We start from the raw sequence: 24,618 nt of genomic DNA on the forward strand, positions 1-24,618 counted from the left end.
CCGTCCGATCAAACGTTGCTGCGGGGCAGATGCGGTGCCAGGGTGATCGTCGGCTCACTCTGATCGATCGTTGCTGTTCCTTGTTGGAGCGAAACGCAGCACTCTGTTGAGATCGCCGCCAACAGTCTGCAGCTCTCCATGGATCGCACATGCAATCAATCGGCTCGATTGCAACTCTAGATGCTGGTGATCAAACTGGCACGCGTACATGCAAGCGGCATTGTATAGAACAGACGTGAGTGTCCCAATCGATTGCTTCTTGAGCACTTACCGAGAAATCAAGTCGCAATCCCCGGCCAGAACACTCCGATCGTTCATTTGATTTTCGCGAAACGTTCACCTGCAAATCGTTTCGTATATCCAAGAGCAATCTTTGCCATTCAATTCGCTGAGACTGGTGGAAGAAAATATCAAAACCAAGTCGACTCAATGTTGTTGACGACTACATGCAGCGTGGTTAGGCGGATAAGCTGGTGAGACGGAGGTGCCCATCTGGCTTGCTGTTTTAAGACGCGAGGCGTTTGAGGCCCTGTCTCTGCTACTCAGCACTGCATTTCGCAACATTGCTCCCTCTGACTAGGACCTATTCAAATGAAGTGTAGATCTCTTGTCCTCCAAGTCTTTGTTCTGACTTTGGGGATGTGCCTCACGGCTCACGCTCAAGACAAGCCGAATGTCCTCGTCATCTGGGGCGATGATATCGGCACTGAAAACATCAGCGACTACAACCGTGGGATGATGGGCTACAAAACGCCCAACATCGATCGCGTCGCGAAGGAAGGGATTTTCTTCACCGACTACTACGGCCAGCAATCCTGTACCGCTGGTCGAGCTGCTTTCATCAGCGGTAGCGTTCCGGTCCGCAGCGGGATGACCAAAGTTGGGCTGCCCGGTGCAAAAGAAGGTTGGCAGAAGACTGATGTCACCATGGCGACTGTCATGAAGAGTCTCGGATATTCAACCGGCCAATTCGGGAAGAATCACCAAGGCGACCGCGACGAACACTTGCCGACTCAACATGGTTTTGATGAATTCCTCGGCAACCTCTACCACCTGAACGCGGAAGAGGAACCTGAAAACGAAGACTACCCCGGTGACATGGTGATGGCCGATGGTCGCACCTTCCGTCAAGCGTTCGGTCCTCGTGGCGTGATCAAAGCTACCGCCGACGGCAAGATCGAAGACACTGGTCCGCTCACGAAGAAGCGGATGGAAACGATTGATGAAGAAACCATCGCTGCGGCGAAGGACTTCATCACGCGTCAACACAAGGCTGGCAAGCCATTCTTTTGCTGGTGGAACGGAACGCGAATGCACTTCCGGACGCACGTCAAGAAAGAGCATCGCCATAAAGGCAACGACGAATACACCGACGGCATGATCGAGCACGACATGCAGGTCGGCGAACTGTTGGATTTGTTGGATGAGCTCGGGATTGCTGACAACACGATCGTTCAGTACTCAACCGACAACGGCCCGCACTACAACACTTGGCCCGACGCTGGGACAACTCCCTTTCGCAGCGAAAAGAACTCAAACTGGGAAGGTGCCTACCGAGTTCCCTGCTACGTGCGTTGGCCCGGCAAGTTCCCAGCCGGAACCGTTCTCAACGGCATCGTCGCACACGAAGACTGGTTGCCTACTTTCGCTGCCGCTGCAGGCGGAGCAGACATCAAGGACAAACTGCGAGAAGGTGTGGAGCTGAATGGTCGCTCGTACAAGAATCACATCGATGGTTACAACATGCTGGACTACTTGACTGGCAAAAGCGACGAATCACCTCGCAAGGAATTCATGTACGTCAACGACGACGGTCAAATCGTTGCCATTCGCTACGAAGATTGGAAAGCCGTCTTCCTCGAGAACCGAGGCGTTGCGTTTGAAGTGTGGCGTGAACCCTTCACCGAACTTCGCGTTCCGTTGCTGTTCAACCTCCGTCGCGATCCGTTCGAGAAAGCACAACACAACTCGAACACCTACAACGATTGGTTCCTGTCGCGAGTGTATGTGTTGGCGCCCATGCAACAACTGGCGGGAAAGTTCCTGATGTCGATGAAGGAATTTCCGCCAAGCCAAACGCCGGGTTCGTTCAACCTGGAGAAGATTCAGAAGCAGATCGAAGGCAGCCTAGGCGGCCGATGATCTGATCGGACGTAGATTCTCAAACGATTCTCATGAAGCGGCGGGTAATGCTCGCCGCTTTTTCTTTGCCTGATTGGAGGATCGCTATCAATCCAGCGAAGGTGGGGACCAACGCGCAATCCCTGTCTCTTCCTTTTGTTTCAGGAATTGATCTCGGAATGGTTTGCCGACATCGAGCGGAGCATCTTCGTTGACCATCAACGGACGCACTTCATCCCACCACGTGTCAAACGCGGTGAGCATCCGTGTCACGATTTCCGGGTGACTGTCAGCCACGTCGGTCGTTTCACCAGGATCAGCTTTCAGGTCGTAAAGCTCGCCGTTGACCAAACGCCACCTCTCGTCTCGCACGGCGTAGTTCTTGTGTTTCGAATGATCCGGGTCCGGGTCGCCTTTGCCGAACTTGCCTTTCAGTCCAGCCTTCGCCCATCTGCCGCTGTGAAAGAATTGAAAGCGATGCTCCCATTCCGATTGCGGGTTCTTGATCAGAGGCACGAGGCTTCGCCCATCCAAATCCAGGTCGTCTGGAAGGTCGGCACCGGCGATTTCGGCCAGGGTGGGAAACAGATCGACGTGGCGAGTCATCGTCTCGATGTCCACGCCGCTGTTCGTCAAACCCGGCAGCCGCATGAACAAAGGCACTCGTGAGCCGCCTTCGTGCACGGTTCCCTTTCCACCATTCATGCCCGCGTTGTAGATCTTCGATCCTTTTGCACTGCCGTTGTCAGTCATGAATATCAACAATGTGTTGTCGGCCAAGTCCCACTCATCGAGCTTGGTCATCAACCTTCCTATGTTCTCGTCGATGTTGACGATCATGCCCAAAAACTCCGATTGCGGGGAGGAACACTTGTCACGGAATAGATCGGAGTATCGTTTCTCAACTTTGTACGGCGCGTGTGGAGCGTTGGTTGGAATGTAGGCGAAGAACGGCTTCGTTTCGTCTTCGCTTTGCGAGCGGATCCATCCGAGCGCTTGCTGGAAGAGAACGTCCGTGCAATAGCCTTCGGTTTGCACGAACGTTCCGTTGTGCTTGATGATCGGGTTGAAGTAACTGGTTCCCGGTGCGTCGCTTTGCGAACCAGCGAAGTTCTGGCCGATCCCGCCAGCGCCGTGAATGAACGTTTCATCGAATCCACGTTGATCAGGTTGGTACGCGTCTTCATCACCCAAGTGCCACTTGCCAAAGATGCCAGTCGTGTATCCAGCCGACTTCAACACTTCGGCGATGGTGGTTGAAGTGAGCGCCATCCGGTCGCGTTCCAAGATGGTGTGAGTGACCCCGTTCTTGAACGGGGCGCGTCCTGACATCAGCGCAGAGCGCGTCGGTGCACACGTGGGGCTGGCATGAAAGTCGTTGAAACGAGTGCTTTCCGCATGGAGGCGATCAAGGCTGGGCGTTTTTAAAAACGGATGGCCGTGACAACTCAGGTCGCCGTAGCCCTGGTCGTCGGTCATCACCAAAACAATATTTGGCGGAGGCATTTGAACAGAGGCGTCTTTGTCCTCAGCACCGAGCAGACCTCCGCCAGGCAGAACGAAAAGGAGAATTACCGGAAGGAAGGCTCTGATTGGCATGGAGAACTGATCCTGAGTGAACTAGAGAGACTGCGAGCTAGATGAGTGAGACGCCAGAAACTTGTGCCCGCCATCAAAGATTGGTGCTCCCGATTCTAAGCGAGTCCGGACTGAAAGTTTGACAGCACCCGCCCGACCATGACCAACCGCGGCCCAGCAAAAAGGGACGGGGGTCTTTACGCGACACGGCGTGTCGCGAACGCTTTCGATTCGTCCAAACCACCGAGTGTCAGGCAGGCTGAATAGAATCGTGAGCTTCTACCGACTAACTGAATCAAACACTGCCAATTGTGGAAGGTGATCGCTCAAGGCGAACGACTTTTTGTCGTCGTTGTTCAAACGAAACGCACCGTCAAACAATGGTCTCGATTCTCTCACGCGTTTCGCGATCGGTCCCGCGGCGAAGATGTAATCGATACGCCACTCAGGATGGTCTGCTTTGAAGGTGAAGCCATTGTCTGCTCCGACTTCCGCAAAGGTATCCGTCCAACCTGCATCGATCCAAAGCTTGTACTCGTCGGTGTCAGGGCTGTGATTCAAATCGCCAATCAATAACATCGAGCGTCCGGAATCAAAGTCCGATTTCATCGATTCGATCATCGCCCGAATCTCTCTCAGTCGAACTGCGGGGTCAGGCGTTGGAAAGAGATGTGCCGAATGAACGACTAGCGGTTCGTCACCAGGCAATTCAACAATGGCTCTTCCCCAGTGTCGGGTGAACAGCTCCTTGGGTCTATCTCCGTTCATCGGAGCGTTTTGCGATTCCAGTATTTTCGATTTGCTCAGCAAAGTCCCCGGCCAATGGCCGCCGCTGGGAAACCGCACGTGATTCATCCCCAGCAATTTTGCCACTTCTTTCGTCACGTTCTCCGGGGGCGATTCTGAGAAATTGATGATGTCCGGATCATAAAGGGCCAATTCCATCGCCAGTCGATTCGCCATCTGTCCCCGTGCGACGGCTTGCTGAGCCAACGGGCTCTGGCTAGGCCAGCCTGTCAGTTTGTAAATGTTGTAAGCGACCACTCGAATGGGCTTTGATGTTTGGTCGTTCGCAATCAGGCTCAGATTGGCTGAGGCAATGCCCGCCCCAACCGCTCCGCAAAAACATCGTCGTGAAAGCGTCATGAAGATTCCCGTGGTTGTGTTCGCTTGGTGGGTTTCGAACTCTCTCGTTTTGATAATATAGACGTGATGAAGAACGCCTTTGAAACAAACCGAGTCGAAGCAGCCACCATGTTACACCGTTTGGTCATCTTGTTTGTTTCGCTGGCTCTTGTCTCAGGACCGATGAACTGCGCGTTGGCTGAGGACGAAGATTCGCCGTACTCGATCACAACGTTGCGGGCGGATGATGAGGTCGAGGTGAAAATCGGCAAGGACAAAGCACGCTTCGATGTTCAAAGCCCTGCCGGAATCAGTCAGGCAGTCATCGAACGCAGGGGAAACAGGTGGCCGGCTATCGTGGTGGTGCGGTTGCACTTGCAGGGACTCGAGAGCCTTCGAATCAGCAACGGCAATGAGTCGCTCGTTGCCTCGGTATCAAGTCATGATGACAAAGTATGCCTCAGGATGGATGGGCAGGAAAACGCACCGCTTGATTCTCGCCATTCGTTTTGGATGAAGATTCGAGTGGTACGCGGGAAAGAGGTTCCGAGGAACGTGGATGTGGCGAACCGTGCGTACTTTGAGATGAAGCTGCCAAAAGCGTTGTTGGAAAACAATCCGAAGTCGATCAAGCTGAAATGGATTGACTTCTATCGGTGAAGACAAGATGGCTTGAGTGACTGCCGGGAGAAGCAGCAATCGACGCTGGAAACTATTGATCGAGTTCGTCTTGATACCCGACGAGCTAGCGGGCTGTTGAATTAGTCGTATACCGAATGACAACAATTTGCCGATGGACGTTGGCGCCGGTTGGCGTTTCATCAACCGCCGCGAACGCGGTACGGCTCAATGGATCAACAGCCCGCTAGGCCAAACTACAATTCGATCCAGTAGCGTCTCAGGCTCGAATTGGTTGCGGGATCGAGGGCAACATTCTCAAGGACGCCTCCGTTGCGTTCGATCACGCTTGCTGACCCGAAGTTCTCAGCGTTGCACGTCACCAAAATCCGGTCCAAGCCACGTTCGCGAGCGAAGTCTTTTGCGTCCTGCAACAACAGTGAGCCATAGCCCTTGCATCGCTCCGAAGGCCGAACGCTATACCCACAATGACCACCGCATCGCTTCAGTTCCGGTGAGAGTTCGTGGCGAAAATTGTAGTTCCCTACAATGCGATCACTGACAAGTAGAAACCGAGTCGAGCTCGGAACGAATCCCGCAAGCCGATCGCCGCGAGATCATGCTTTCAGGTGATCAACGATTTCTGCGTGCGACCAAACTGATTTTCCGAAATAGCCGTGGACGCGGGATTCGCCTTCGCTTTCGAATTCCGCCAAGTAGTCGGCGAGAGCTGACTCGTGCTCCAAGGCGAGTTCCACAAACTTCAAGCTCATTCGATTCATTGATCTTCTTCGCGATCCGCTTCCATGGCGTTCAAGCAACGCTAACGTACCATGATGATTGGAAGTGCAAGGATACCAGAGACAACGAACCAAACCGGCATCGTGAACACTGCAAAAACGGTCGGAGATAGCAGTGGTCTGATCCGGTGCAAAAGCCGAAACGCACGAATCCAAAGGTAACCACCAACCAACCATCCGATGACCAGAAACAGGGGCGGCAAGGAGTTTGGCGTGTTGGATGTTGAAGCACCGGTTAGCGAGTCGACGAAAAGGTCAATCACGCTCAGTACCGGAAAAACAATGACCGCCAGTGGCCCTGGTTCGGTGCAGCGATGCAAGGGAATGCCCGCGAGCATTGGGCCGATAAGTCGCCTTTAGTGGCGTCCACTGGTGCGTTGTTTTGAATGCCGCAAGCAAATAGATTGGCTGACTGAAACGGATCGCTCGTTTGGTCTAATCTCTGAGTATCCCCATCACAGACCTGCTACTACACGCCCCGCCCTTTTTTCGCGTCGCTTCTTTGCGGAACTGCGATTTGACCAACGGAGAGACATCGTCGGTCTCCTGCGTCATGTCAATGTTTTATCTCGCGACATCACATGAAGAGTAAGATTGATGGATTTAAGTTTGAAGGTTGTCTCTTTGCTTGTTGCGGCGTTCGCGGTAGCAACGACCCCATGCCATGCAGTAGCTCAATCAGCTGACTGGCAATCGACCAATACTGCGGAACTGCTTGAAAGGTCCCGTCCTCGGTTGGAAGGGATTTACGCAAAAGGCGAGATGCGTGCGAAACGATTCGAAGCTGAATGGTTGGCCGACAGTTCGGAATATGTTGTTCGCGAGAAGGACGCGGATACGAATGAATTGGTCCGAGCGGTCTATCAAGTCGACTCGGGGGAACGATCTGTTGCATCAGCCGAGGTTGCGACGGCGAAACAGGATCCTCTGGTCTCGCCGGACGGCAAGCAAGTCTTGCAGAAGCGTGGTCGAAACTGGATCGTTCGCGAAATCGGAAGCGGAAAGACGCGTCGCTTGTTCGACGATGAACCGTCCGGCGATGTCTCGTACCGGGAACTCGCTTGGAGTCCAGATGGCTCGCGAGTCCTCTTCGTTGAAACAGATTCGAGCGAGGTTCAGTTGCGGAACGTGTTGGTTCCCGATGACCCTTCGTATCCCAGCGTGCAGCAGACTCGATTCGCTCGCGTGGGGACGAAAATCCCTGAACTGCGAGTGGGCGTGGTCGATGTGGAGGGCGATGACGCTGGTTCGGTGACATGGTTGCCAATCGAATTCCCAGAGCAAGGCGGCTACTTTGGAGAAGTTTCTTGGGCAGGGAGTTCAGACGAAGTTTTGGTCGAGCGTCTCAGCCGTTTTCGCGACAAACGCGAGTTCCTGTTGGCGATGGTTGGCGGGACCGTGTCCACCATTTTCGAAGAGACCAATGACGCTTGGGCCGTCGGAAGTCACGGGATCAATTCCGGTGTCAAATGGATTGATGGTGGGAAGAGTTTTGTCTTTTTGAGTGAGAGGGATGGATGGCGTCAGGCGTTCGCCATTGATCGCGATGGCGAGAATGAACGGCCGCTGACTCCTGGCGACTATGACATCATCGATCGTGCCGAACCGGGAGATGTCGTGGACGAAGCCAGCGGTTGGTATTACTTCTACGCTTCACCGGACAATGGAACCCAGCGTTCTCTTTACCGAGTTCCTTTGGATGGATCGGGTACGCTGGAAAAGATTACGCCTGGGGACCAGCCTGGATGGCATGGGTATCAGTTTTCTCCTGATCGCAAGTGGGCCTTTCACACCTATTCAACCGTGAACACGCCTCCGGTTGTTGATTTGGTTTCGATTCCGGAGCATCGTTCGATCCGGATCCTGGAGGACAACCAAGAACTGCAGAAGCTTGCGCAAAAGACGATCACGCGCCCCACTGAATTCGTTCAGCTCAAGCTGTCAGAGGATGTGACCGTTGACGCGAGTGTGACCAAACCCAGTGACTTTGATGATTCGAAACGCTACCCGGTGTTTGTCTATGTCTATGGCGAACCCTATCTGCAGACGGTGCTCGATCGTTGGGGAGCCGCTCAAATCGACTTTCTCCGCACGATTGCGGACCTTGGATACATCACCGTTTCGATCGACAACCGCGGGACGCCTTGCCCCAAAGGTGCAGCATGGCGACGGAGCATCTTCGGTAGCTTGGGACCGCTGTCGACGGAAGAACAGGCCGCAGCGATTCAGGAACTTGGCCGCACGCGATCTTATGTGGATCTGTCGCGGGTCGGCATTTGGGGTTGGAGCGGTGGCGGTTCGAACACACTGAACGCGTTGTTTCGCAAACCCGATGTTTATCATCTCGGGATCGCTGTCGTGCCCAAACCACAACCGCATCTCTACAACGCTTGGTTCCAGGAGATCTACATGCGGACTCCGGAGGTCAACCCGGACGGATACGCTCGTTCGGCTCCACTGGGATTTGCAGAGGGGCTGAAAGGCAAGCTGTTGATTGTCACCGGATCAGGCGAAACCAACACGCACATTCAGATCATCGAAGGGTTGGTCGATCGGTTGATCGAACTGGGCAAGGCTTTCGATTACATGGTCTACCCCAATCGAGACCATGGGCTGCGTGAAGGCAAAGGTTCTGAAGTGCACGTGCGAATGTTGATCACGCGTTACTTGCTGGAGAATCTGACCCCGGGGCCTCGCCCAGGATCAACGCCGGCACAGTAGAATTCGCTCTCGAGGTTACCCACTCGATCGCTGACGCAGGCGGGCTTGTTAGTGGCCAGCTCGCCGCGATGCCACTGGGTTGCAGGAAGCAATAACACTCAGTCGTTCTCGCCTTGGTAGGCACCGGCTGAGTATGTTAGTTCGTAGCTGTGGGAGTAGATTTCGATGATGTTGCCGAAGGGATCTTCGCAATAGACCATTCGGTACGGTTTTTCACCGGGGAAGTATTCGCGGACTGGCATGCGTTGCTTGCCACCGTTGGCAACGATCCGTTTGGCAAGACCTTCCACATCCGGGTCTTGAATGCAGAAGTGAAACACACCCGTTTTCCAATATTCAAAATTGTCGGCGGGTCGCTCCGCGTTCTTGAATTCGAAGATTTCGACGCCGATCTTGTCGCCGGTCGAAAGATGAGCGATTCGGAAACGTCCCCAGCCTTCGCCGAAGACGTCGTTGCACATGACACCGATGGCCGAGTCATCTGAAACGATTTCGGTCGGCGGCATGATGACGTACCAGCCAAGTGTTTCGGTGTAGAACTCAACGGCAGCGTCCAAGTCGGTGACCGAAAGTCCGATGTGCGAGAACGTTCGTGGATACGTCATGGTCTATGTCCGGGATGAAAAGTAGTCGTCGTGGATGTGGCAAGAATCCGTCCAGAAGGGATGATCATCGGTGAGAAGATCCCGCCACGTAAAGTTCAAACAGAGAGCGGCGTTGCTTGCCTCTTCCTGAGCACTGGACGAGACCGATTCCTACTTCTGCCACTTTAAAATGGCGTGCAGTCCCAGCAAACCAAGATTGGGTGCGGAGAAGTAGGCAAGGATGAGCCAGAGTGCGTGCGGTGCAAAATTCCAGTAGTGGCTTTGATAGGTGACTGGATCGCCATTGTTCTTGGCTGCTTCGACTTGCATCTCAATCATCGTGGAAGCAATGCTGAACAAGGCAACCGCGAGCGGAATGCCGAGAAGCACGGCGTTCAAGAACGCAAATTGAAATCGCCTACGAGGATAGGCTCTCTGTTTTGGCGAGGTCAGCGGCGGACGGTATGGATCGGACACTAGCGTGAGTGGTTGGGCGCCAGGTGCTGGTTGGCAAACGGGCATTCTGCGAACGTTTATAGCTGCGGATGCGGCAACTCGGAACGGAGTCGAGTCAGCAGTGCTTTTGCCTGGACGTCGTTTACGAAGCCATGCCATCGATGACTGAAAGTCCGTTTCTGGCGATCGAACTTTGGAACATAGAAGTTCTGACATTCCCAGCAGACCGTTGTTTCGAAAAGCAGCGATTCGCCACGGTAAAATCGAAGTCCGTAGACGGGACGATGACAAAAGGCTCCGCCGTCGCGGTCGAAGGTGAGTTCCTGCCAAAGCTTACGCAGGTCATCACAGCTAGGTCCCGTCAACGTTTTGTGTTTCAGGACGGTCGCGTTCTTCCCATACGGACGCACCGGAAAGGCGTCTTTGCCTGATTCTCGCTTCATCGCATCGTCAGCGAATGGATCAGGCATTGAAAGCGTGAAGATCTCTGCACGGTCAAAGCGAGGCAGCGCTTCGGTGTGAACCAAAGCCAACATTCGCTGCTCCGGCGACTCTTCATCGACGACGTCCGGTTTTGATTCTGAGACGGTGTCGTCAGCAGCGACTGGTCGAAACGGATTGTCTAGCGAGTCAGGGGCTTGGGCCATGGTTGTCGCGGTCATGGCAGTCCACAACACCAAGCAATAGGTCGACGGGTGCATCATCTAATAGACCAGTGAGTCGGGATGAGATCAGTCCATGCGCAAAGTGGAGAAAGGCAGCGTTCAGTTGAAACGGGAGGCAAGCATCGCTTTTCAAACAAGGTCGCGAAAGATTTGGATTTGGTTTTGAGTTTACGCCGGTTTGGTGCTTTGGTGAGTTCCAGATCGCAGACAGGAAGAAGCGTCTTCATTCGATGGTACTTTGATCGTTCGTTTCGATTTGTCTGAGTCGTTCATTCACCATCGAGTAGCGTCGCGTGCCGCTGACGAAGATTCCGCAGGCAACAAATGCTCCTAAGGCTGCTCCGAGCAAGATGATTCCGAAACCTTGTGCGTTGGGACCTGCCAATACGAATAGTCCGGCGGGCGGGAACGATACTGCGATCAATGAGTAGAGCAATTGCCGATGGCGAACCTTTGGATCGTGCGGCCAGCTCCGTGATCGAATCCGGAAGATCAGTCCACCGATGACACATCCAGCTAGAATCGCGACGAGCCCCAGTGCAGGAAGGTGAGTCAGCCATGGAATGGATGCAAAAGCACCAGCCAATGCCGAGTAAGCAATGTACCACACCGGTCCCCTCCGGAATTCTGAATTCACGACTGGACTCACCGGACGAACTGTCTCGGTGGCGGTCGGTGGTGCGTAAGGGGTGTCAGTCACAGAGGCCGAGATTGACTGTCGTGTTTCGAATGAAAGCGGTTTGCAAGATGATCCCTGGCGGACTTGGTTGGATCCCGGAAGCGGAATGACACTCCGCGGTGCGAGGCTGATGCCATCCGAATGCGAGGAAGAAGTCTAGCGAATCTGGCTGGTAAAAGGCTTTCGACCAAGCGGAGAGTAGGTGGCATAGGCTTCCAGCCTGTGATCGCGCGGACCACAGGCTGGAAGCCTATGCCACTTTGAGGACAGGTTCTTGGTCTGAATCAGGTTGCGTCTGTTGCCAAAATTCCTGCGACGGTCGCAGCTAGTGCGGTACCAAGAGCCAGGTGTTGTTCTTGATCAAGGTGGACTCCATCGACCACGCTGGTTGTGGTGCCCTTGGCCGCATCAAAGAATTCGCAGCGTTTCTCTTTTGCAATGTTGCGAACGGCATCTGCGAGTCCTGCTGATTTCGTTTCCGCACCTTGGAACTTCGCCGCCATGTTGTGTTTCGGCGATTGAACGGTTGGCGGTGCGATCAACAGGATTTTGGGGGTTGGCATTCCAGGTTCAATCGGCGCCACACGAATGGCGTCGACTAGCGATGCGAGTCCCTGTGCCGATTGCTCAGCGTGGACATTGTGGACGGACTGGAAGTCGTTGGTCCCAAGGAAGAGGATAACGAGTGAGAGCGGCGAATTGACCTCGATCCTTTGTTCCAGGCCTTCCAACCCATTGCGTCCGGCTTTGATTGGATCGTTCCAGATGGTGCGGCGACCATTGAGGCAGTCTTCAACGACACGCGTTTCGATTCCTGATCGTTGCAGCGTAACTTCCATCACCCCTGGCCATCGCTGATGGAACGCGAAGCGACAACGGGTGTTTGGAATGATTCCCCAGCTGAGAGAATCACCGTAAACCAGGATTTGATGCATGCCGTTTGGATTTCTCATGAAGCCGACGGATGGTAAAGCGTTCACACTGCGATTTCGCTGACGGCCAAGCGAAGCGGATACGGGATGGCGTCGCTGAACGTTGCCGTTTTGGGAAAGCAATCTCGTCTGGCGTTTTACGGCTCAGTCTTACTGGTTCGCTCAAACACTCGGTGGGATCAGCCGGGCACCACATTGATCGCAGTAAACGTCGTTGCGAAGCGTGGCGTCGCAGTGGCTGCAGGTGGGGACCATTTCCATGTGACTGCCGGAGATAACCCCGGCGTAGTCGAGCTTCGCAATCTTCTTGAGCAACCGAATGATTTCAGCGAGGGATTGCAAGAAAAGCCAATTCAAAAGTGATCCGACGAGGATGGAAAGCGATGTGACGATGGCTGGAAAACCGAAGAAGATCAGTACGGCGACGGCGGCGACCACTCCGATGAGGACCGAGACCATCGCGACGGCGCCGATCAAGGATTCAAGTGCTAGGCTTTTGGCTTGGCGGCGTTTGGGAATCGAATGAGCAGTGAGTTCCATGATCAGCTATCTGGGAAGTGGAGGGGCTTGAGATTGTCATTGGACGCGACGAAGTGCGGCTCGCTGGGCACCATCGAATGGTGCAGTCATGGCACGCTCAATCTTTCCAATGAGATTCGTAGCGCACACGCAGGTTGGATTCGGAGGGAGTGTCGATGGCTTTGAACGCATCCCAAGCTGGTTTTGCCTCGCCTCGAGGGTGTTCAGGCGAACTGAGCCCACGCAATCCGAGATACAGGCCGCCTTCGCCGCGTGAGTCGACTGGGCGGTGGTAGTCAAACGCAAGCACTGACGAACACTCGCGAATTTTTTCGAAGGTGTAGAACACGGCGGCTGCTTGTTGGTCCAGCGCTTCTGTATCCGCCTCCGATGCGTGGAACCCTTGTTCGCTGAGCAATACCGCGCGAACGTTGCCTTTAGGGTCTCTCAAACGTTTGGTGTGTAGGTAGTCATCGAGCACCTTCCAGTTTTTGAGTGTGAAACGAGCGGTGTCCATTGTGAACTCGACGTTGTCATTCCAGGTGTCGGATTCCCACAAACTTTCGGGGTAAGGATGATGGGCCAATCCCCACGGAAAGTTGCCTTCCACTTCACCATGCCGCACGAGAGCTTCCACGATGTCTTTGGACGCATACCAACGCCAGTGCGGCGGATCGGCAAGATTCCAATGATGCGTCAATGTGATGAACGATCGAGCGTGTGGATTGATGCGTCGCGTGGCCGCATCAACCATTCGCAATGAACGAAAGTAGTGGTCCAAATAGACATGCATGGGGACTTCGCCCATGTTCGTCCATTGCCATCCGGCATCGATTTCGTTGTGGACGATCCAATGATCGATTCGCAGATTCCCGCGGCTGTATCTTTCGGCGAGAAAGTCCAGTGTTGCGGCGTAGAGTTCGGCAGAATCTTGATCAACCAAGTTCGGCATCGTGTAGGCTCCAGCCGGATCCGCGTCGGGGTGCTGCAATGTGGGTGAATCGTCGGCACGCTTCCCGTTGCGAGAGTTGGGAATGAGCAGAATGCCCGCCATGACCAAACCAGCGTCACGACCCATTTGGACGCGTCGATCGAGCTGACGCATCATGCCCTGGTTGACGTATCTCTTGCGACCGCGAATTTCCATTGGCAGAAAGCCTGGACGTGGCGAGATCGACACAAGTCCCGAAAGAACAATGTTGACCGAACCGTGTTTGAGTCCGAGTTCTCGAATGTGTTCGGGAGCAAGTTCTGACAAACAGGTCATTCCTTTGGCGGCACGCAGAGCAGGCGTTGGTGGGAGCTCGTTTGCTTCAGCGACGTCGAACGTGTCAACATGATGAACAGCAGAGAAGGGCACGGTGGGACGCTTTCCATCCGAGTCAAGCTGATTGGATATCGAAACGACTTGCCAGCGCATTCCCGTTGCACGAAGCGTCGAGTCAGATACCGCCGGAACACGAACTTCAAACGTTCCTTCCGCATTGATTCGAATCGGATGAACCGCTGATTGCGAATCCACCCGAGCAGCGATCGCGGATATATCCGACAAATTTCGCGGGATCAAACTGAGGTTCGCAGTTGACAGTTTGCCCGTCGATTCTCCGGCGATAAGAATGTGGTCACTATCGTGAGTGACCTGTGTGATTTTGATGGGGAAGGCAGTTTGGTAGTAAGAGGCAATTTGAGAATCAAGCTTTTGAAGTGATTCGATCCGTTCGAGTTTCTGTTGCCGTGTTCGCAGTTCAAAATCGTTTTCGAGACGAAGGACTACGTTTCGGACCTGGAAACGCTTGTTGGCAGCGGCTCCGAAATCAAGTCGCAGCCAGATCGGCCCATCCTCACGAAGAAATTGTTTGTCTCGTGACAAATCACAGCTGTAGGTCGTCCAGCCTTCGGAACGAATGATCGGGGGCTGATCGACGCGCCGCTGCGCGGACCACGGTTGCTGGTAAAAGACTTCCATTTCCCGGATGCCCTGAGGACAGAAAACCTCCATGGCCAGAACCCAATGGCGTTCGTTCGCCGGGGTGGCTGGAATTTGGAAGGCGATCGATGGATCATTTCCAGTTGTTACAAACGTGATCGCGACGTCAGAGACTTCTCGCCGCAGATCGTGCAGTTTTGATGCTTCGCTCGCCCAGTCGATCGATTGCGGAGGGGGCATCACAGCGTTTTGAGCTTCGGCGGTCGCGAAAACGCCAATTACCCAGGTCAGAAAGAACAGGAAGAGTGCGACATAGCGGACCGCGGCATCGGAACGAAACGCGGATTGAACCGAGGATCGGTTGATCGAAATCATGTGTGGCAAACACTGAAGAGTTGGCGTGGATTCGATGGCGAAGGAAGGAAACGCGCCACCGGGCGGGTGAGTTGGCGACGATTGTAGTAGCTCGCCGCAGCAGCCCAAAGCGATCGAACACCAGATCGAGTTTGAAGTGCATCTCAATGCGATCATCGTCACATAAAAACGTCACGAGATGCTGAAAATTCGGAGCAAACCGAAGACTGATTTGCCGAGCCGATTCCCCGGCTGGCTGGAGTGAATTGCCTGGTTCGTTTGAGATCGTTCAGACGAGGATTGAACGAGCAATTCAGTCCGCGGTCGAGTCCGCTTCGTTGGTTTCACGCAAGATGATCGGCGATGTCATCGGTTCGCCTTTTCGCGGCATGCCGCCGTCGACATCGACTTGAATGCTGAGGTGGCAACGCCAGTTCACATCGTCCGGTTGGGGGAAGTCGCTGCGAAGATGAACGCCGCGTGATTCGGTCCGAGCCAGTGCTGACGAGGCCATGCAGTGAGCGGTCAGCAAGAGGTTCTGTAGTTCCCAACCTTCGACGCTGTTGAATTGATGTCGCATCACGTAAGCGGCCAACGAACGGATTTGACCGTCGGCTTGGCGAAGTCCCTCGGCATCTCTTTGAACGCCGACCAATCGTCCCATCAGGCTTTTCAGTGACACACGGACGTCGGCGACATCGAACGATTCGTTGAGCGTGTGGTCGGCATGTTGGATGCGGCGAGCAACCATTTTATGTGGGCCTTCCGCTGCGGAACGACTGGCCGCTTCTCCGGCGTGAGCACCGTATACCAATCCTTCGAGCAAGCTGTTACTGGCCAATCGATTTGCACCGTGCAGTCCGGAGCTGGTTGCTTCACCCGCTGCCCACAATCCAGGAAGACTGGTTCGTCCCAGCATGTCGACTCGAACTCCGCCGATCATGTAGTGAGCACCTGGACGGACCGGAATGCGATCTGTGGCGATGTCCAAACCAAACTTGCCGCAAGTCTCCGCGATTCCTGGGAAGCGAGCTCGGACGTGTTCCGCGTTGAGGTGAGAAAGGTCCAAATACACGCACGGATGCGCGGTCTCGTTCATCTGATTGACGATCGATTGACTGACCACATCCCGAGGCGCGAGTTCACCGCGAGAGTCGTAGTCGGGCATGAAACGATGGCCGGTCGAATCACGAAGGTAAGCTCCGTCGCCACGGACCGCTTCGGTGATCAATGAACGAGACGAACCGGCGATGTACAAAACGGTCGGATGGAATTGAATGAATTCCATGTCTCTCAGTTCCACGCCGGCTCGATAGGCCAGCGAGGTTCCGTCACCGGTGGCGACGGGCGGGTTGGTCGATTCGCGATAAACCTGGCCGACTCCGCCGGTGCAAAGAATTGTTTCCTTGGCCCACACCATCGTCGGTCGTCCATCGCTGGTGACGATAATCGCGCCGTGGCAGCGACCTTCTTGGCTGAGCAAATCGACCGTGAAAGCGTTTTCCCAGATGTCGATGTTGGCGGCTTCGCGTGAACGTGCGATCACGGCTCGCATCACTTCGCGTCCGGTCGCATCGCCCATGGCGTGGACAATGCGCTCGTGGCTGTGCCCGCCTTCTCGGCCGAGAGCAAGTTCGCCTTCGCTTTTGTCAAACTGGGTTCCCCAATGGATCAGTTCTTCGATCCGCCTTGGGCCTTCGTGAATGACTCGCGCGACGACGGCGGGATCACAGAGATTGCCACCCGCGATCAATGTGTCTCGGATATGATCGTCGAAACAATCTTCGGGATCCAAGACGCCGGCGATGCCGCCTTGTGCGTAGTTGCTGTTGGACTCACGAAGCTCGTCTTTGGTCACAACCAGAACAGACAGGTTCGGTTCCACCGCGTTGGCCGCTCGCAAACCCGCCAAACCACCGCCAATGACCAGGACGTCTGTGAAACGATGAAGGGCTCTTCGCGAATCAAACGGCAAAAGATACCGGGGTGTGATCATCGTCCATCCAACGGGGTAACAAATTCGAGTGCGAGTGTTCTCGACAGTTTCACAGTGTAACCAGTACGCTTCACGCTGACCGGCCCCCTGCCAAGCCGTCGTTTTTGGCTTTCATATTGAATTCATGGCCAGCTATTTGTCCTCCAACGCTTCCGTCCCGCTCAACGATCCAATCCCGCCGTCTTCTGATGCGGCGATGTTGGACGAGCCAGCCATGGACCCAGCGCTGAAATCGATCCAGCCCGGTGGCGGAGTGGTGATGACAATCGAGTTGGCGTGGGGCAGGCTCCGGCGAGCTTGGTTGAACGCGGTTCGCCCCAAGTACGTGGCGAAAATGCGGGATCGCCGCCAAGGCCATCGCGGCGAGTTGCCGTTCGAACCGGTCGATTCGCGAGACATGAAATACTATCGCAACCAAGACAGTTATTGGTGGGCAGACGCCGACGACCCGTTCCTGTGGCGAGAATCGCTTCCGTTTGTGCGGGTTGGGTTAGCCGAACTGATCATCACGACAGCGGCCTCGCTCGTCTTGGCTATCTTCGCCGGGTGGTTCTGGTGGCCCCTGGCCGTTCCGTTCGTTTTGGTCGCTGCTTTGGTCGCTTGGTTCTTTCGAAATCCCAGACGCAAAGTGCCGGAAACGATCGGCACCGTTGTCTCGCCAGCGGATGGAAAGTTGGTGGAGATCGTCGAAATTGATGATCCGATCATTGGGGCCGCGGTACGCTTTGGAATTTTTCTGTCAGTGTTCAACGTGCACGCGAATCGGATCGCGATGCCGGGACGAGTCATCCGGGTTCGCTATCGTCCGGGCAAATCTCTGAACGTGCTGCGTTCCGAATCGACCAAAGAGAACGAAAACATGGACGTCGAATTGGAATGTCCGGAAATTGGAGGCCGTATCGTCCGCATTCGGCAGATCACCGGTAAATTTGCGAGAAGAATTGTTTGTTGGGCTCGCGTGGGCGACGTTTTGCAGCGCGGAGAAATGTTCGGAATGATTAAACTAGGCTCGCGAACCGAGCTGGTGATTCCTCGCGACGAAGCCCTCGAGATCGTGGCGCAAGTCGGCGAAAAGGTGTGTGCCGGCTCGACGGTGTTCGCCCGCTATCAACAAGGTTGATCGAAATGAGCGAACTGAAACCAAGACTGCCAATTCAAGACGACGACAGCTTCGATGACGAATCAGACCTCATGCAAGAGGATCGATTCGCTGAACGATCAAAGTTTGGACGCAAGCGGCGACGCGGTAAGAAGCGGCGTCTGACGCTGGCGGTGTTGCCGACGTTGTTAACGCTTGGAAACGGCGTCTGCGGATTGGCTGCTATCGCGATTGCGGTTAGCACGGAATCGTTGGATTGGACGCCAGAGTCCAAACTGTTTGCCGCCGGTTTGTTGATCTTTGGCGGCATGTTGTTTGACGCCTTGGATGGCTCGGCGGCTCGGCTGACCGGGCAAGCCAGTCAATTCGGCGCGGAGCTGGATTCGTTGTGCGATGCGGTCACGTTCGGGGTCGCCCCCGCGGTGATCGTGTGGCGAATCAGCGATGTGTTGCTGCAACGATTGACTTGGGGCATCGGAGTGTTGTTCGCCTTGTGCGTGCTGATTCGATTGGCACGTTTCAATGTTGAAACGCCCGAGGATGATGACCACGAGGGTTTCGAAGGTTTGCCATCGCCGGCCGCCGCAGGAACGATCGCGGCGTTTGCGATTGCGATTCCGGATTTGGCCGACTTCTCGGTCGGAGAAGCCTATCCCGAGTGGATTCATTCGATGGCTGGGCTTGCACTGGATGCATCGCACTATGTGATTCCAACACTGGCTTTAGTGCTGGCGTTTTTGATGGTGTCTCGATACGAGTACCCACACGTGTTCGCGCAGTTGGTTCGCGGACGGCGGGCACCACACCAAATTGGACAAGCCTTGTTTGCGGTGGTTGGTTTGTTCCTGCTTCACTGGGTCGCGCTTCCCGTCGTGTTCTGCTACTTCGCGTTCATGTCGCCGATCCGTTCGTTGCTGCAACGCAATTCAAAACCCGCGACGTCGGCTTCGTCGGTAGAAGGCGGATGATTGCTCGCTGGTTGATCGGTCTGTCGTTGGGCACCCTGATCATCGCAGCGACATCGCCATGGTTTGTGCGCAGCTACGTGGCACGCACGTTCGATGACGTTCGGCAACGTGTCGTGCTCTCACCGGGCGAAGCCTATCGATGGCGAGCGGAAGGTTATGCCACCACGTCAGTTGGCCCGCACGGGATGATGGGCAGGACCGACATGCCCGAATCCGATGGCACGCGAGTTCTGACCCTCGCACTTTGGGGCGATTCGCAAGCGGAAGGTGTCAGTGTCGCCGACGCGGACAAGTTGTGGTATCAGCTCGAAAGTTCGCTTGGTGAACGTGGGGTAAGCGGTGAGCAGAACGGTTTGGACGTGCGCGTTCTACCGCTGGCCAGCAGCGGCGATGACGCTGGCTCGTGGAGGCGGCAGATGCCGTTGGTTGAGCGAGAGCTAAACGTGGACGGGCACGTTCTATTGCTGTGCGAAATGGTTGATCTGATGGGGACGGTTGAGTCCTCCGATGCTCCAGCCTCGGTCGACTCAGTGGACCTTTCCGCGACAAGTAGGCTGGCGAATTGGGCGCCGGACTTGGCCATTCATGCCGGACGAAACTTGTTGACTGATCCGCAGACAACCGAGCGTCGTCGACTGAGGTTCCGCGTTGGCCCCATTCCGAAGACCGCGCAGCCGACTCGCGTGACCTTTCAAAAAGAAACGGATCGAGTCGCTGCGGAAGGCTGGATTATCGACAACCTCAACGCGATTCGCGCTGCAGCAACAACGCCCATTTGGATTGTCTACGCACCTCGGTGCCCCTTGGTCATGGACGGCAAGCTTCGCGTGGATGATCCAGACGATCAGCTTTGGGGCATTGTCGAGCGGAACGCGGATTCGAATTCATTCGAAGTCATCGATTGTCGTGACACGTTTCGAGATTCGGTTGCGAGTGGGGTATTTCCACATGGCTTCCACAATGGCCGGTTTGGAAACGGGCACCTCAACGCGGTCGGATACCAACTGATTGCGTTGAAATTTGCGAAACATTGGCGAGATGCAGAATCGCGAAAACTCCCGGATGAATCACCCGGAGTGGCCGAGTGAACTTCACGCAGTTGGAATTCCTATGTTTCTTGATACTGGTGGTGTCAATTGCGTGGACGCTTCGCGGTCGCGTGGCACGCAACGCGTTTCTGTTGCTGGCCAGCTACTACTTCTACGCCTACTGGGACATTCGTTTCTGCGGGTTGTTGTTGCTTTCGACAGCGGTGGACTTTGTCGTCGCCAAGAAGATTGTGGCGAGTGAAGTCCACGCGATTCGCAAGCGTTGGCTGATGTGCAGCTTGACCGTCAACCTCGGCATGCTGGGCCTGTTCAAGTACTTCAATTTTTTCTTGGAAACCGCCGAACCATTGGTGCGAGCGATTGGTTTGGATGCGTCAACGTTGCCCATCGTGTTGCCGGTGGGAATATCATTCTTCACCTTTCAAACGCTCAGCTACACGATCGATGTCTACCGTCGAAAGATGAAGCCAACAAGCAGCGTGCTTGATTTCGCGTTGTACGTTTCGTTCTTTCCGCAGTTGGTGGCTGGACCAATCGTTCGTGCGGCGCACCTGTTGCCGCAATTGGCGGTGACTCCGAATTGGAATTCCAAGCGGATGTACAACGGAGCCCAGCAGTTGCTACGGGGGGCGGTGAAGAAGGTCTTGATCGCCGATCATCTGGCCGACTTGGTCGATGGCGTTTTCGCGGGGCCGGAACTCTATCACCCGGTGACGGTTTGGCTGGCCGTGTTGGCTTATGCGGGGCAGATCTACTATGACTTTTCCGGCTACAGCGACATGGCGATTGGAATCGCAAAGATGCTCGGGTATCGGTTCCCGGTCAACTTTCGTCATCCATACCTATCGACATCGGTCAGCGAATTCTGGCGACGCTGGCACATCACCTTGTCAACTTGGTTGCGTGACTATCTCTTCATTCCGTTGGGCGGATCACGCGGCACGACTTGGAACACCAATCGCAATTTGTTAATCACCATGACTCTCGGTGGGCTTTGGCACGGAGCCGCATTGACCTTTGTGAGTTGGGGCGTTTGGCACGGAATCGCACTCATCGTGGCTCGATGCAGTCGACTGCGGCTACCGAGATTTGCAGGATGGCTTGCGACAATGAGCGTTGTCTTGTTCGGCTGGGTTCTGTTCCGCGCGACATCGTTTGAAAACGCGATGGTGATCTATCGCGGCATGATTGGTCGCACGACGCCGCTAGCTGTTCCCGGAACCGAATCATGGTCGGTGGCTGGAACAATCCTGTGGCTGCCGCCATTGCCGCTATTGGCACTGGCGTGCATGGTTGTCGATCACCTGGTTTGGCGTACTCACGGGCGTCGGTGGATGCGTTTGCCGGCGGATCGGTGGTTCAGTCCCGTGGCGACCGCCATGATGATTTGGGCGTTGGTGCTGTATGCCCCTCGGGGATTTCGGCCGTTTGTCTACTTTCAGTTCTGAACCAGACATCCCAATCGGCTAGCGTTCAACCCGATGCCGTTTGGGTCACTGTAATGTTCACCGTTTGAGCCAATCGATTCCCGAAAGATTCGCGATAGCGAGTGCCAAAGCATGCGTTCCGTCACGTCCATGCCCTTGTGCCGCAACGGCCTGGTAGAGCTGTTCTGCCAGAGCCAATCCCGGCGTCGAAAGATTCATTGCTCGGCACTCGGCGAGTGCAATTCCCATGTCTTTGATGAAATGTTCGACGTAGAAGCCGGGATCGAATTGATTGTCGATGATTCGCGGTCCCAAGTTGTTCAGTGACCAGCTTCCCGCGGCACCGGATCCGACCGATTGCAGAACCGTCGGTAAGTCCAAGCCGGCTTTGTGTCCGTAGACCAACGCCTCGCAAACACCGATCATGTTGGTTGCGATCAAGATCTGATTGACCATTTTGGTGTGCTGGCCCGCACCGGGACCGCCCTGATGGACGATGGTCTTGCCCATCAATTCCAGGCAAGGCTGCACCTTCATGAGTGCTCGGCCACTGCCACCGACCATGATGGATAGCGTTCCATTTTTTGCACCCGTGTCACCGCCGGATACGGGAGCGTCGAGCGAGTCGACTTCTCGGCGAGCCGCGGCTTCGGCGATTTCAACGGCCAGCGATGGTTGGCTGGTCGTCATGTCAACGATCGCATTGCCTGGATTGCAGCCCGCCAGGACTCCGGTTTCAGGATCCAAAATGACATCGCGAACGTCGTGGGGGTAACCGACGATCGTGAAGATCAAATCGCTGCTTTCCGCGACCGCCCTGGGTGTCTTCACCCAAGTTGCCCCGCGAGTCAGAAGCGGTTCTGCTTTCGCGAGTGTTCGAGTTGTCAGGGTGACTTCATAGCCGGCGTCGAGCAGATGGCCGCACATGCTGGCCCCCATCACTCCCGTTCCAACCCATCCAATTTTCGGGAGCGATTTGTCGTCGGCCATTTGCTTTCACTTTGCTGGAAGAGGAATTCGCAAGATGCGGTGATTGAAGCTGTCAGCAATGTAAAGTTGATCGCCGCGAACGCAAACACCGTGCGGTCGACGAAGTGTGTAATCGCCTAGATTCAGCGTCTGCACGACGTCGGTTTCTGGATCGTAAACCCGTACCAAATGGTTGACATCGTCGGCGATGTAAACGCGTCCATCCGGGGCCACGTCCATGTGTTTGGGCCCGTTGAAGCTGGCCTGTTTCGCATCCCCGTCGGCGGTTCCTTTTTTGCCACTGCCAGCGAGCGTCGTGATGTCGCCGTTTGATTCGACGCGTCGCAAACGGTTGCCATTGCGTTCCAACACTAGCAGTCTACGCTCGCCGTCCAAATCCACCGCTCGCGGATCTTTGAGCTTAGATTTTTGGCCAGCGATGATGGATACCATTCCCGACGATAGGTCGAGCGACCGAATGACTTGGTTTCCGATGTCAGCAATCAGCAACCGATTGTCTTTCACATCGAGTGTGACCGAGATTGGTTCGTGAAACGTTGCGTCGCGGCGATCAACATTGTCTACGGCTGGACCGCGTTTGCCATTTCCAGCGTAAGTGTCGACGACCCACTTACCGTCCTCGCTTTCCATCAATCGTCGAACCGAGTGATTGGCGTGATCGGACAGATAGAGCACGTCGTTTGAGTCAATCATTAAATTGTGCAGCTTGTTGAATCGCGCCGATCGGGCGGGGCCATCAACGTATCCAAGTGCGTTGGGTTCAGTTGCCGATTCGGGACCAGCGATCACGTGAGGGTTGCTAAAATCATTGGGTTCGCAACGCATTACGCGTCCGCCATCGAACTCGACGATCCACATGCGATTTTGCGAGTCGAATTCGACAGCAAAAGGCGTCCGCAACGGTCCAGGATCGGGCGTTTCCTCGGGAGCGGGGTCGGTTGGACCGATTAGGACCTCAACCGGTAGAGAAGGCATCTCGCCAGCTGTCGCGTTGTTGGCAAACAATACCAGCGTGTAGACGGTCACCACCAACGAACAGCTACGAAACGGAAACGACGTCATGAGAATCTCGGTGCAAGAAAGGAGGCTTTTGAGGAACGGCAATGAAACAGGTGTGACGGATGAATGGCACGGTCGGTAGTTTAGCGACTGGGTGTTGAATAGTTGACTCCAGCACCGAAGGAGGCAGGCCGCTATTGAGATGGAGGACAGTTCAGTGGTTTGTTGATCGTAAATCGCGAGGATGGCTGCAATGAGTTCCACAACCACCGAAAGCTGTAGTAAAACGTAGGCTAATCGGTAGTTACTCGCTCTCATTCATCAAAACAGGCGGCCCCAGTGTCAGATACACCTCAAGATTCAGCGAACCAACCTTCTTCACCTCAGCCCAAGAGCAGTGGAGGTGGCCACAAGGGGCTGTTCATCACACTTATCGTGATTGCCGTCGTACTTGCGGCATTCTGCTATGAAACCTTCGTCGCCCCAGCGAACCTTCAAGCTGGCTTTGACAAGGTCGCCGAGGCGCAGTTTCAAAGTCTGGCGGACAACAAGACTCTGTCAAATCTCGACGTGCGAGAGGTGTTGGGAAAAGAACCTTCTAATACCTATGAAGAGGGCGATGAGTACGTCGAGGTGTTTCATTGGATGGGTGGCATGATTGTGAATTCGCATAAACTGTATGCGGTCTATCGAAAGCAGGGTGAGGATTGGTTGTTTGTTCGCCACTCGTTGAAGCCCAAGAAGGTGACTGATGAGCAGACCATTGTCATTGATCCGGACGCAATCGAGGGAGATTCGGAAGCTCCTATGGATACCGCGGACGGCAGCGGACCGCCTAACGAACCGAGCGGAGAAGATGATTCCTCCGCGGCCGACCAACCCGACGATGACGACAACAACGATTCTGGAAACGATTCGGAGCCCGTAACTTCAGAAGAAGTTGAAAACCAAAGATAGTGGTTTTGCCAACGGATCGAAGTCCGGGCCTGTTACGCTGTCATGGTCATCGGC

Annotated in this window: 22 protein-coding genes; 8 read left to right on the forward strand and 14 right to left on the reverse strand. The window is 54.9% G+C overall.

The features are described from left to right. The first annotated feature begins 639 nt into the window (after positions 1 to 639). Entirely contained in the window at positions 640 to 2,142 is a 1,503-nt protein-coding gene (locus RE6C_RS21780) for an arylsulfatase (RefSeq protein ID WP_008660116.1), read from the forward strand. Positions 2,143 to 2,229: 87 nt separating this feature from the next. On the opposite strand, the gene RE6C_RS21785 is transcribed toward RE6C_RS21780, so the two are convergent. Together RE6C_RS21785 and RE6C_RS21790 are read right to left on the reverse strand one after the other, a co-directional pair. Next, complete coding sequence (locus tag RE6C_RS21785) at positions 2,230 to 3,720, reverse strand: arylsulfatase (RefSeq protein ID WP_008660117.1); 1,491 nt, start codon at positions 3,718 to 3,720, stop codon at positions 2,230 to 2,232. A gap of 258 nt (positions 3,721 to 3,978) precedes the next feature. Then, on the reverse strand, positions 3,979 to 4,845 hold the full coding sequence (locus RE6C_RS21790) for an endonuclease/exonuclease/phosphatase family protein (RefSeq protein WP_008660119.1): 867 nt from the start codon (positions 4,843 to 4,845) through the stop codon (positions 3,979 to 3,981). A 66-nt stretch (positions 4,846 to 4,911) separates the two neighbouring features. On the opposite strand from RE6C_RS21790, the gene RE6C_RS21795 reads away from it, so the two are divergent. Then, on the forward strand, positions 4,912 to 5,484 hold the full coding sequence (locus RE6C_RS21795; RefSeq protein ID WP_008660121.1) for a hypothetical protein: 573 nt from the start codon (positions 4,912 to 4,914) through the stop codon (positions 5,482 to 5,484). Between the two features lie 215 nt (positions 5,485 to 5,699). Here RE6C_RS21795 and RE6C_RS33045 read toward each other — a convergent pair whose 3' ends face one another. Further along, complete coding sequence (locus tag RE6C_RS33045; protein ID WP_236618422.1) at positions 5,700 to 5,993, reverse strand: GNAT family N-acetyltransferase; 294 nt, start codon at positions 5,991 to 5,993, stop codon at positions 5,700 to 5,702. Positions 5,994 to 6,059: 66 nt separating this feature from the next. Further along, a complete protein-coding gene (locus tag RE6C_RS33050) occupies positions 6,060 to 6,215 on the reverse strand; it encodes a hypothetical protein (RefSeq protein WP_236618411.1) in 156 nt (51 codons plus the stop codon). A 624-nt stretch (positions 6,216 to 6,839) separates the two neighbouring features. Between RE6C_RS33050 and RE6C_RS21810 the strand changes: the two genes are divergently transcribed. After that, entirely contained in the window at positions 6,840 to 8,963 is a 2,124-nt protein-coding gene (locus tag RE6C_RS21810) for a S9 family peptidase (RefSeq protein ID WP_039962946.1), read from the forward strand. 98 nt (positions 8,964 to 9,061) lie between these two features. Here RE6C_RS21810 and RE6C_RS21815 read toward each other — a convergent pair whose 3' ends face one another. From RE6C_RS21815 to nadB, 8 genes are all read right to left on the reverse strand, one after another. Next, positions 9,062 to 9,568 carry a lactoylglutathione lyase family protein gene (locus RE6C_RS21815; protein ID WP_008660129.1) on the reverse strand — a complete coding sequence of 169 codons (507 nt, stop codon included), beginning with the start codon at positions 9,566 to 9,568 and terminating at the stop codon, positions 9,062 to 9,064. A 150-nt stretch (positions 9,569 to 9,718) separates the two neighbouring features. Continuing rightward, a complete protein-coding gene (locus RE6C_RS21820; protein WP_008660130.1) occupies positions 9,719 to 9,937 on the reverse strand; it encodes a hypothetical protein in 219 nt (72 codons plus the stop codon). A 143-nt stretch (positions 9,938 to 10,080) separates the two neighbouring features. Then, positions 10,081 to 10,665 carry a hypothetical protein gene (locus RE6C_RS21825; protein ID WP_236618413.1) on the reverse strand — a complete coding sequence of 195 codons (585 nt, stop codon included), beginning with the start codon at positions 10,663 to 10,665 and terminating at the stop codon, positions 10,081 to 10,083. A gap of 226 nt (positions 10,666 to 10,891) precedes the next feature. Then, positions 10,892 to 11,368, reverse strand: coding sequence for a hypothetical protein (locus tag RE6C_RS21830; protein WP_236618414.1), 477 nt, complete (start codon positions 11,366 to 11,368; stop codon positions 10,892 to 10,894). Between the two features lie 263 nt (positions 11,369 to 11,631). Beyond that, positions 11,632 to 12,282 (reverse strand): SGNH/GDSL hydrolase family protein, encoded by a 651-nt coding sequence (locus tag RE6C_RS21835; protein ID WP_039962949.1) that lies wholly within the window; start codon positions 12,280 to 12,282, stop codon positions 11,632 to 11,634. Positions 12,283 to 12,441: 159 nt separating this feature from the next. Next, the gene (locus tag RE6C_RS21840; protein WP_008660136.1) at positions 12,442 to 12,819 is read right to left on the reverse strand and encodes a hypothetical protein; all 378 of its coding nucleotides are present in this window, start codon (positions 12,817 to 12,819) and stop codon (positions 12,442 to 12,444) included. A 97-nt stretch (positions 12,820 to 12,916) separates the two neighbouring features. Continuing rightward, positions 12,917 to 15,100, reverse strand: a complete 2,184-nt coding sequence (locus RE6C_RS21845; protein ID WP_236618416.1) for a DUF5722 domain-containing protein — start codon at positions 15,098 to 15,100, stop codon at positions 12,917 to 12,919. A gap of 292 nt (positions 15,101 to 15,392) precedes the next feature. Then, positions 15,393 to 17,075, reverse strand: a complete 1,683-nt coding sequence (gene nadB, locus RE6C_RS21850; RefSeq protein ID WP_008660139.1) for an L-aspartate oxidase — start codon at positions 17,073 to 17,075, stop codon at positions 15,393 to 15,395. 124 nt (positions 17,076 to 17,199) lie between these two features. Here nadB and RE6C_RS21855 point away from each other — a divergent pair, with 124 nt between their 5' ends. Genes RE6C_RS21855 through RE6C_RS21870 form a run of 4 tightly spaced genes read left to right on the forward strand, consistent with a single transcriptional unit; the run spans position 17,200 to position 21,639 of the window. Then, a complete protein-coding gene (locus RE6C_RS21855; RefSeq protein WP_008660140.1) occupies positions 17,200 to 18,195 on the forward strand; it encodes a phosphatidylserine decarboxylase family protein in 996 nt (331 codons plus the stop codon). Next, positions 18,192 to 19,142, forward strand: a complete 951-nt coding sequence (gene pssA / locus RE6C_RS21860; RefSeq protein ID WP_008660141.1) for a CDP-diacylglycerol--serine O-phosphatidyltransferase — start codon at positions 18,192 to 18,194, stop codon at positions 19,140 to 19,142. Before RE6C_RS21855 ends, pssA begins: the two co-directional genes overlap by 4 nt. Beyond that, complete coding sequence (locus RE6C_RS21865) at positions 19,139 to 20,230, forward strand: hypothetical protein (protein WP_008660144.1); 1,092 nt, start codon at positions 19,139 to 19,141, stop codon at positions 20,228 to 20,230. The genes pssA and RE6C_RS21865 overlap by 4 nt, the downstream gene beginning before the upstream one ends. Further along, positions 20,227 to 21,639, forward strand: a complete 1,413-nt coding sequence (locus RE6C_RS21870; RefSeq protein WP_008660146.1) for an MBOAT family O-acyltransferase — start codon at positions 20,227 to 20,229, stop codon at positions 21,637 to 21,639. The genes RE6C_RS21865 and RE6C_RS21870 overlap by 4 nt, the downstream gene beginning before the upstream one ends. Positions 21,640 to 21,696: 57 nt before the next feature. On the opposite strand, the gene RE6C_RS21875 is transcribed toward RE6C_RS21870, so the two are convergent. Together RE6C_RS21875 and RE6C_RS21880 are read right to left on the reverse strand one after the other, a co-directional pair. Beyond that, positions 21,697 to 22,608, reverse strand: a complete 912-nt coding sequence (locus tag RE6C_RS21875; protein WP_008660148.1) for an NAD(P)-dependent oxidoreductase — start codon at positions 22,606 to 22,608, stop codon at positions 21,697 to 21,699. A 6-nt stretch (positions 22,609 to 22,614) separates the two neighbouring features. Beyond that, entirely contained in the window at positions 22,615 to 23,670 is a 1,056-nt protein-coding gene (locus tag RE6C_RS21880) for an NHL repeat-containing protein (protein ID WP_008660151.1), read from the reverse strand. Positions 23,671 to 23,946: 276 nt separating this feature from the next. Between RE6C_RS21880 and RE6C_RS21885 the strand changes: the two genes are divergently transcribed. Next, complete coding sequence (locus RE6C_RS21885) at positions 23,947 to 24,564, forward strand: hypothetical protein (protein ID WP_008660152.1); 618 nt, start codon at positions 23,947 to 23,949, stop codon at positions 24,562 to 24,564. Positions 24,565 to 24,618: the final 54 nt, after the last annotated feature.

This window comes from Rhodopirellula europaea 6C (assembly GCF_000338295.1).
In the GTDB taxonomy this organism is placed as follows: domain Bacteria; phylum Planctomycetota; class Planctomycetia; order Pirellulales; family Pirellulaceae; genus Rhodopirellula; species Rhodopirellula europaea.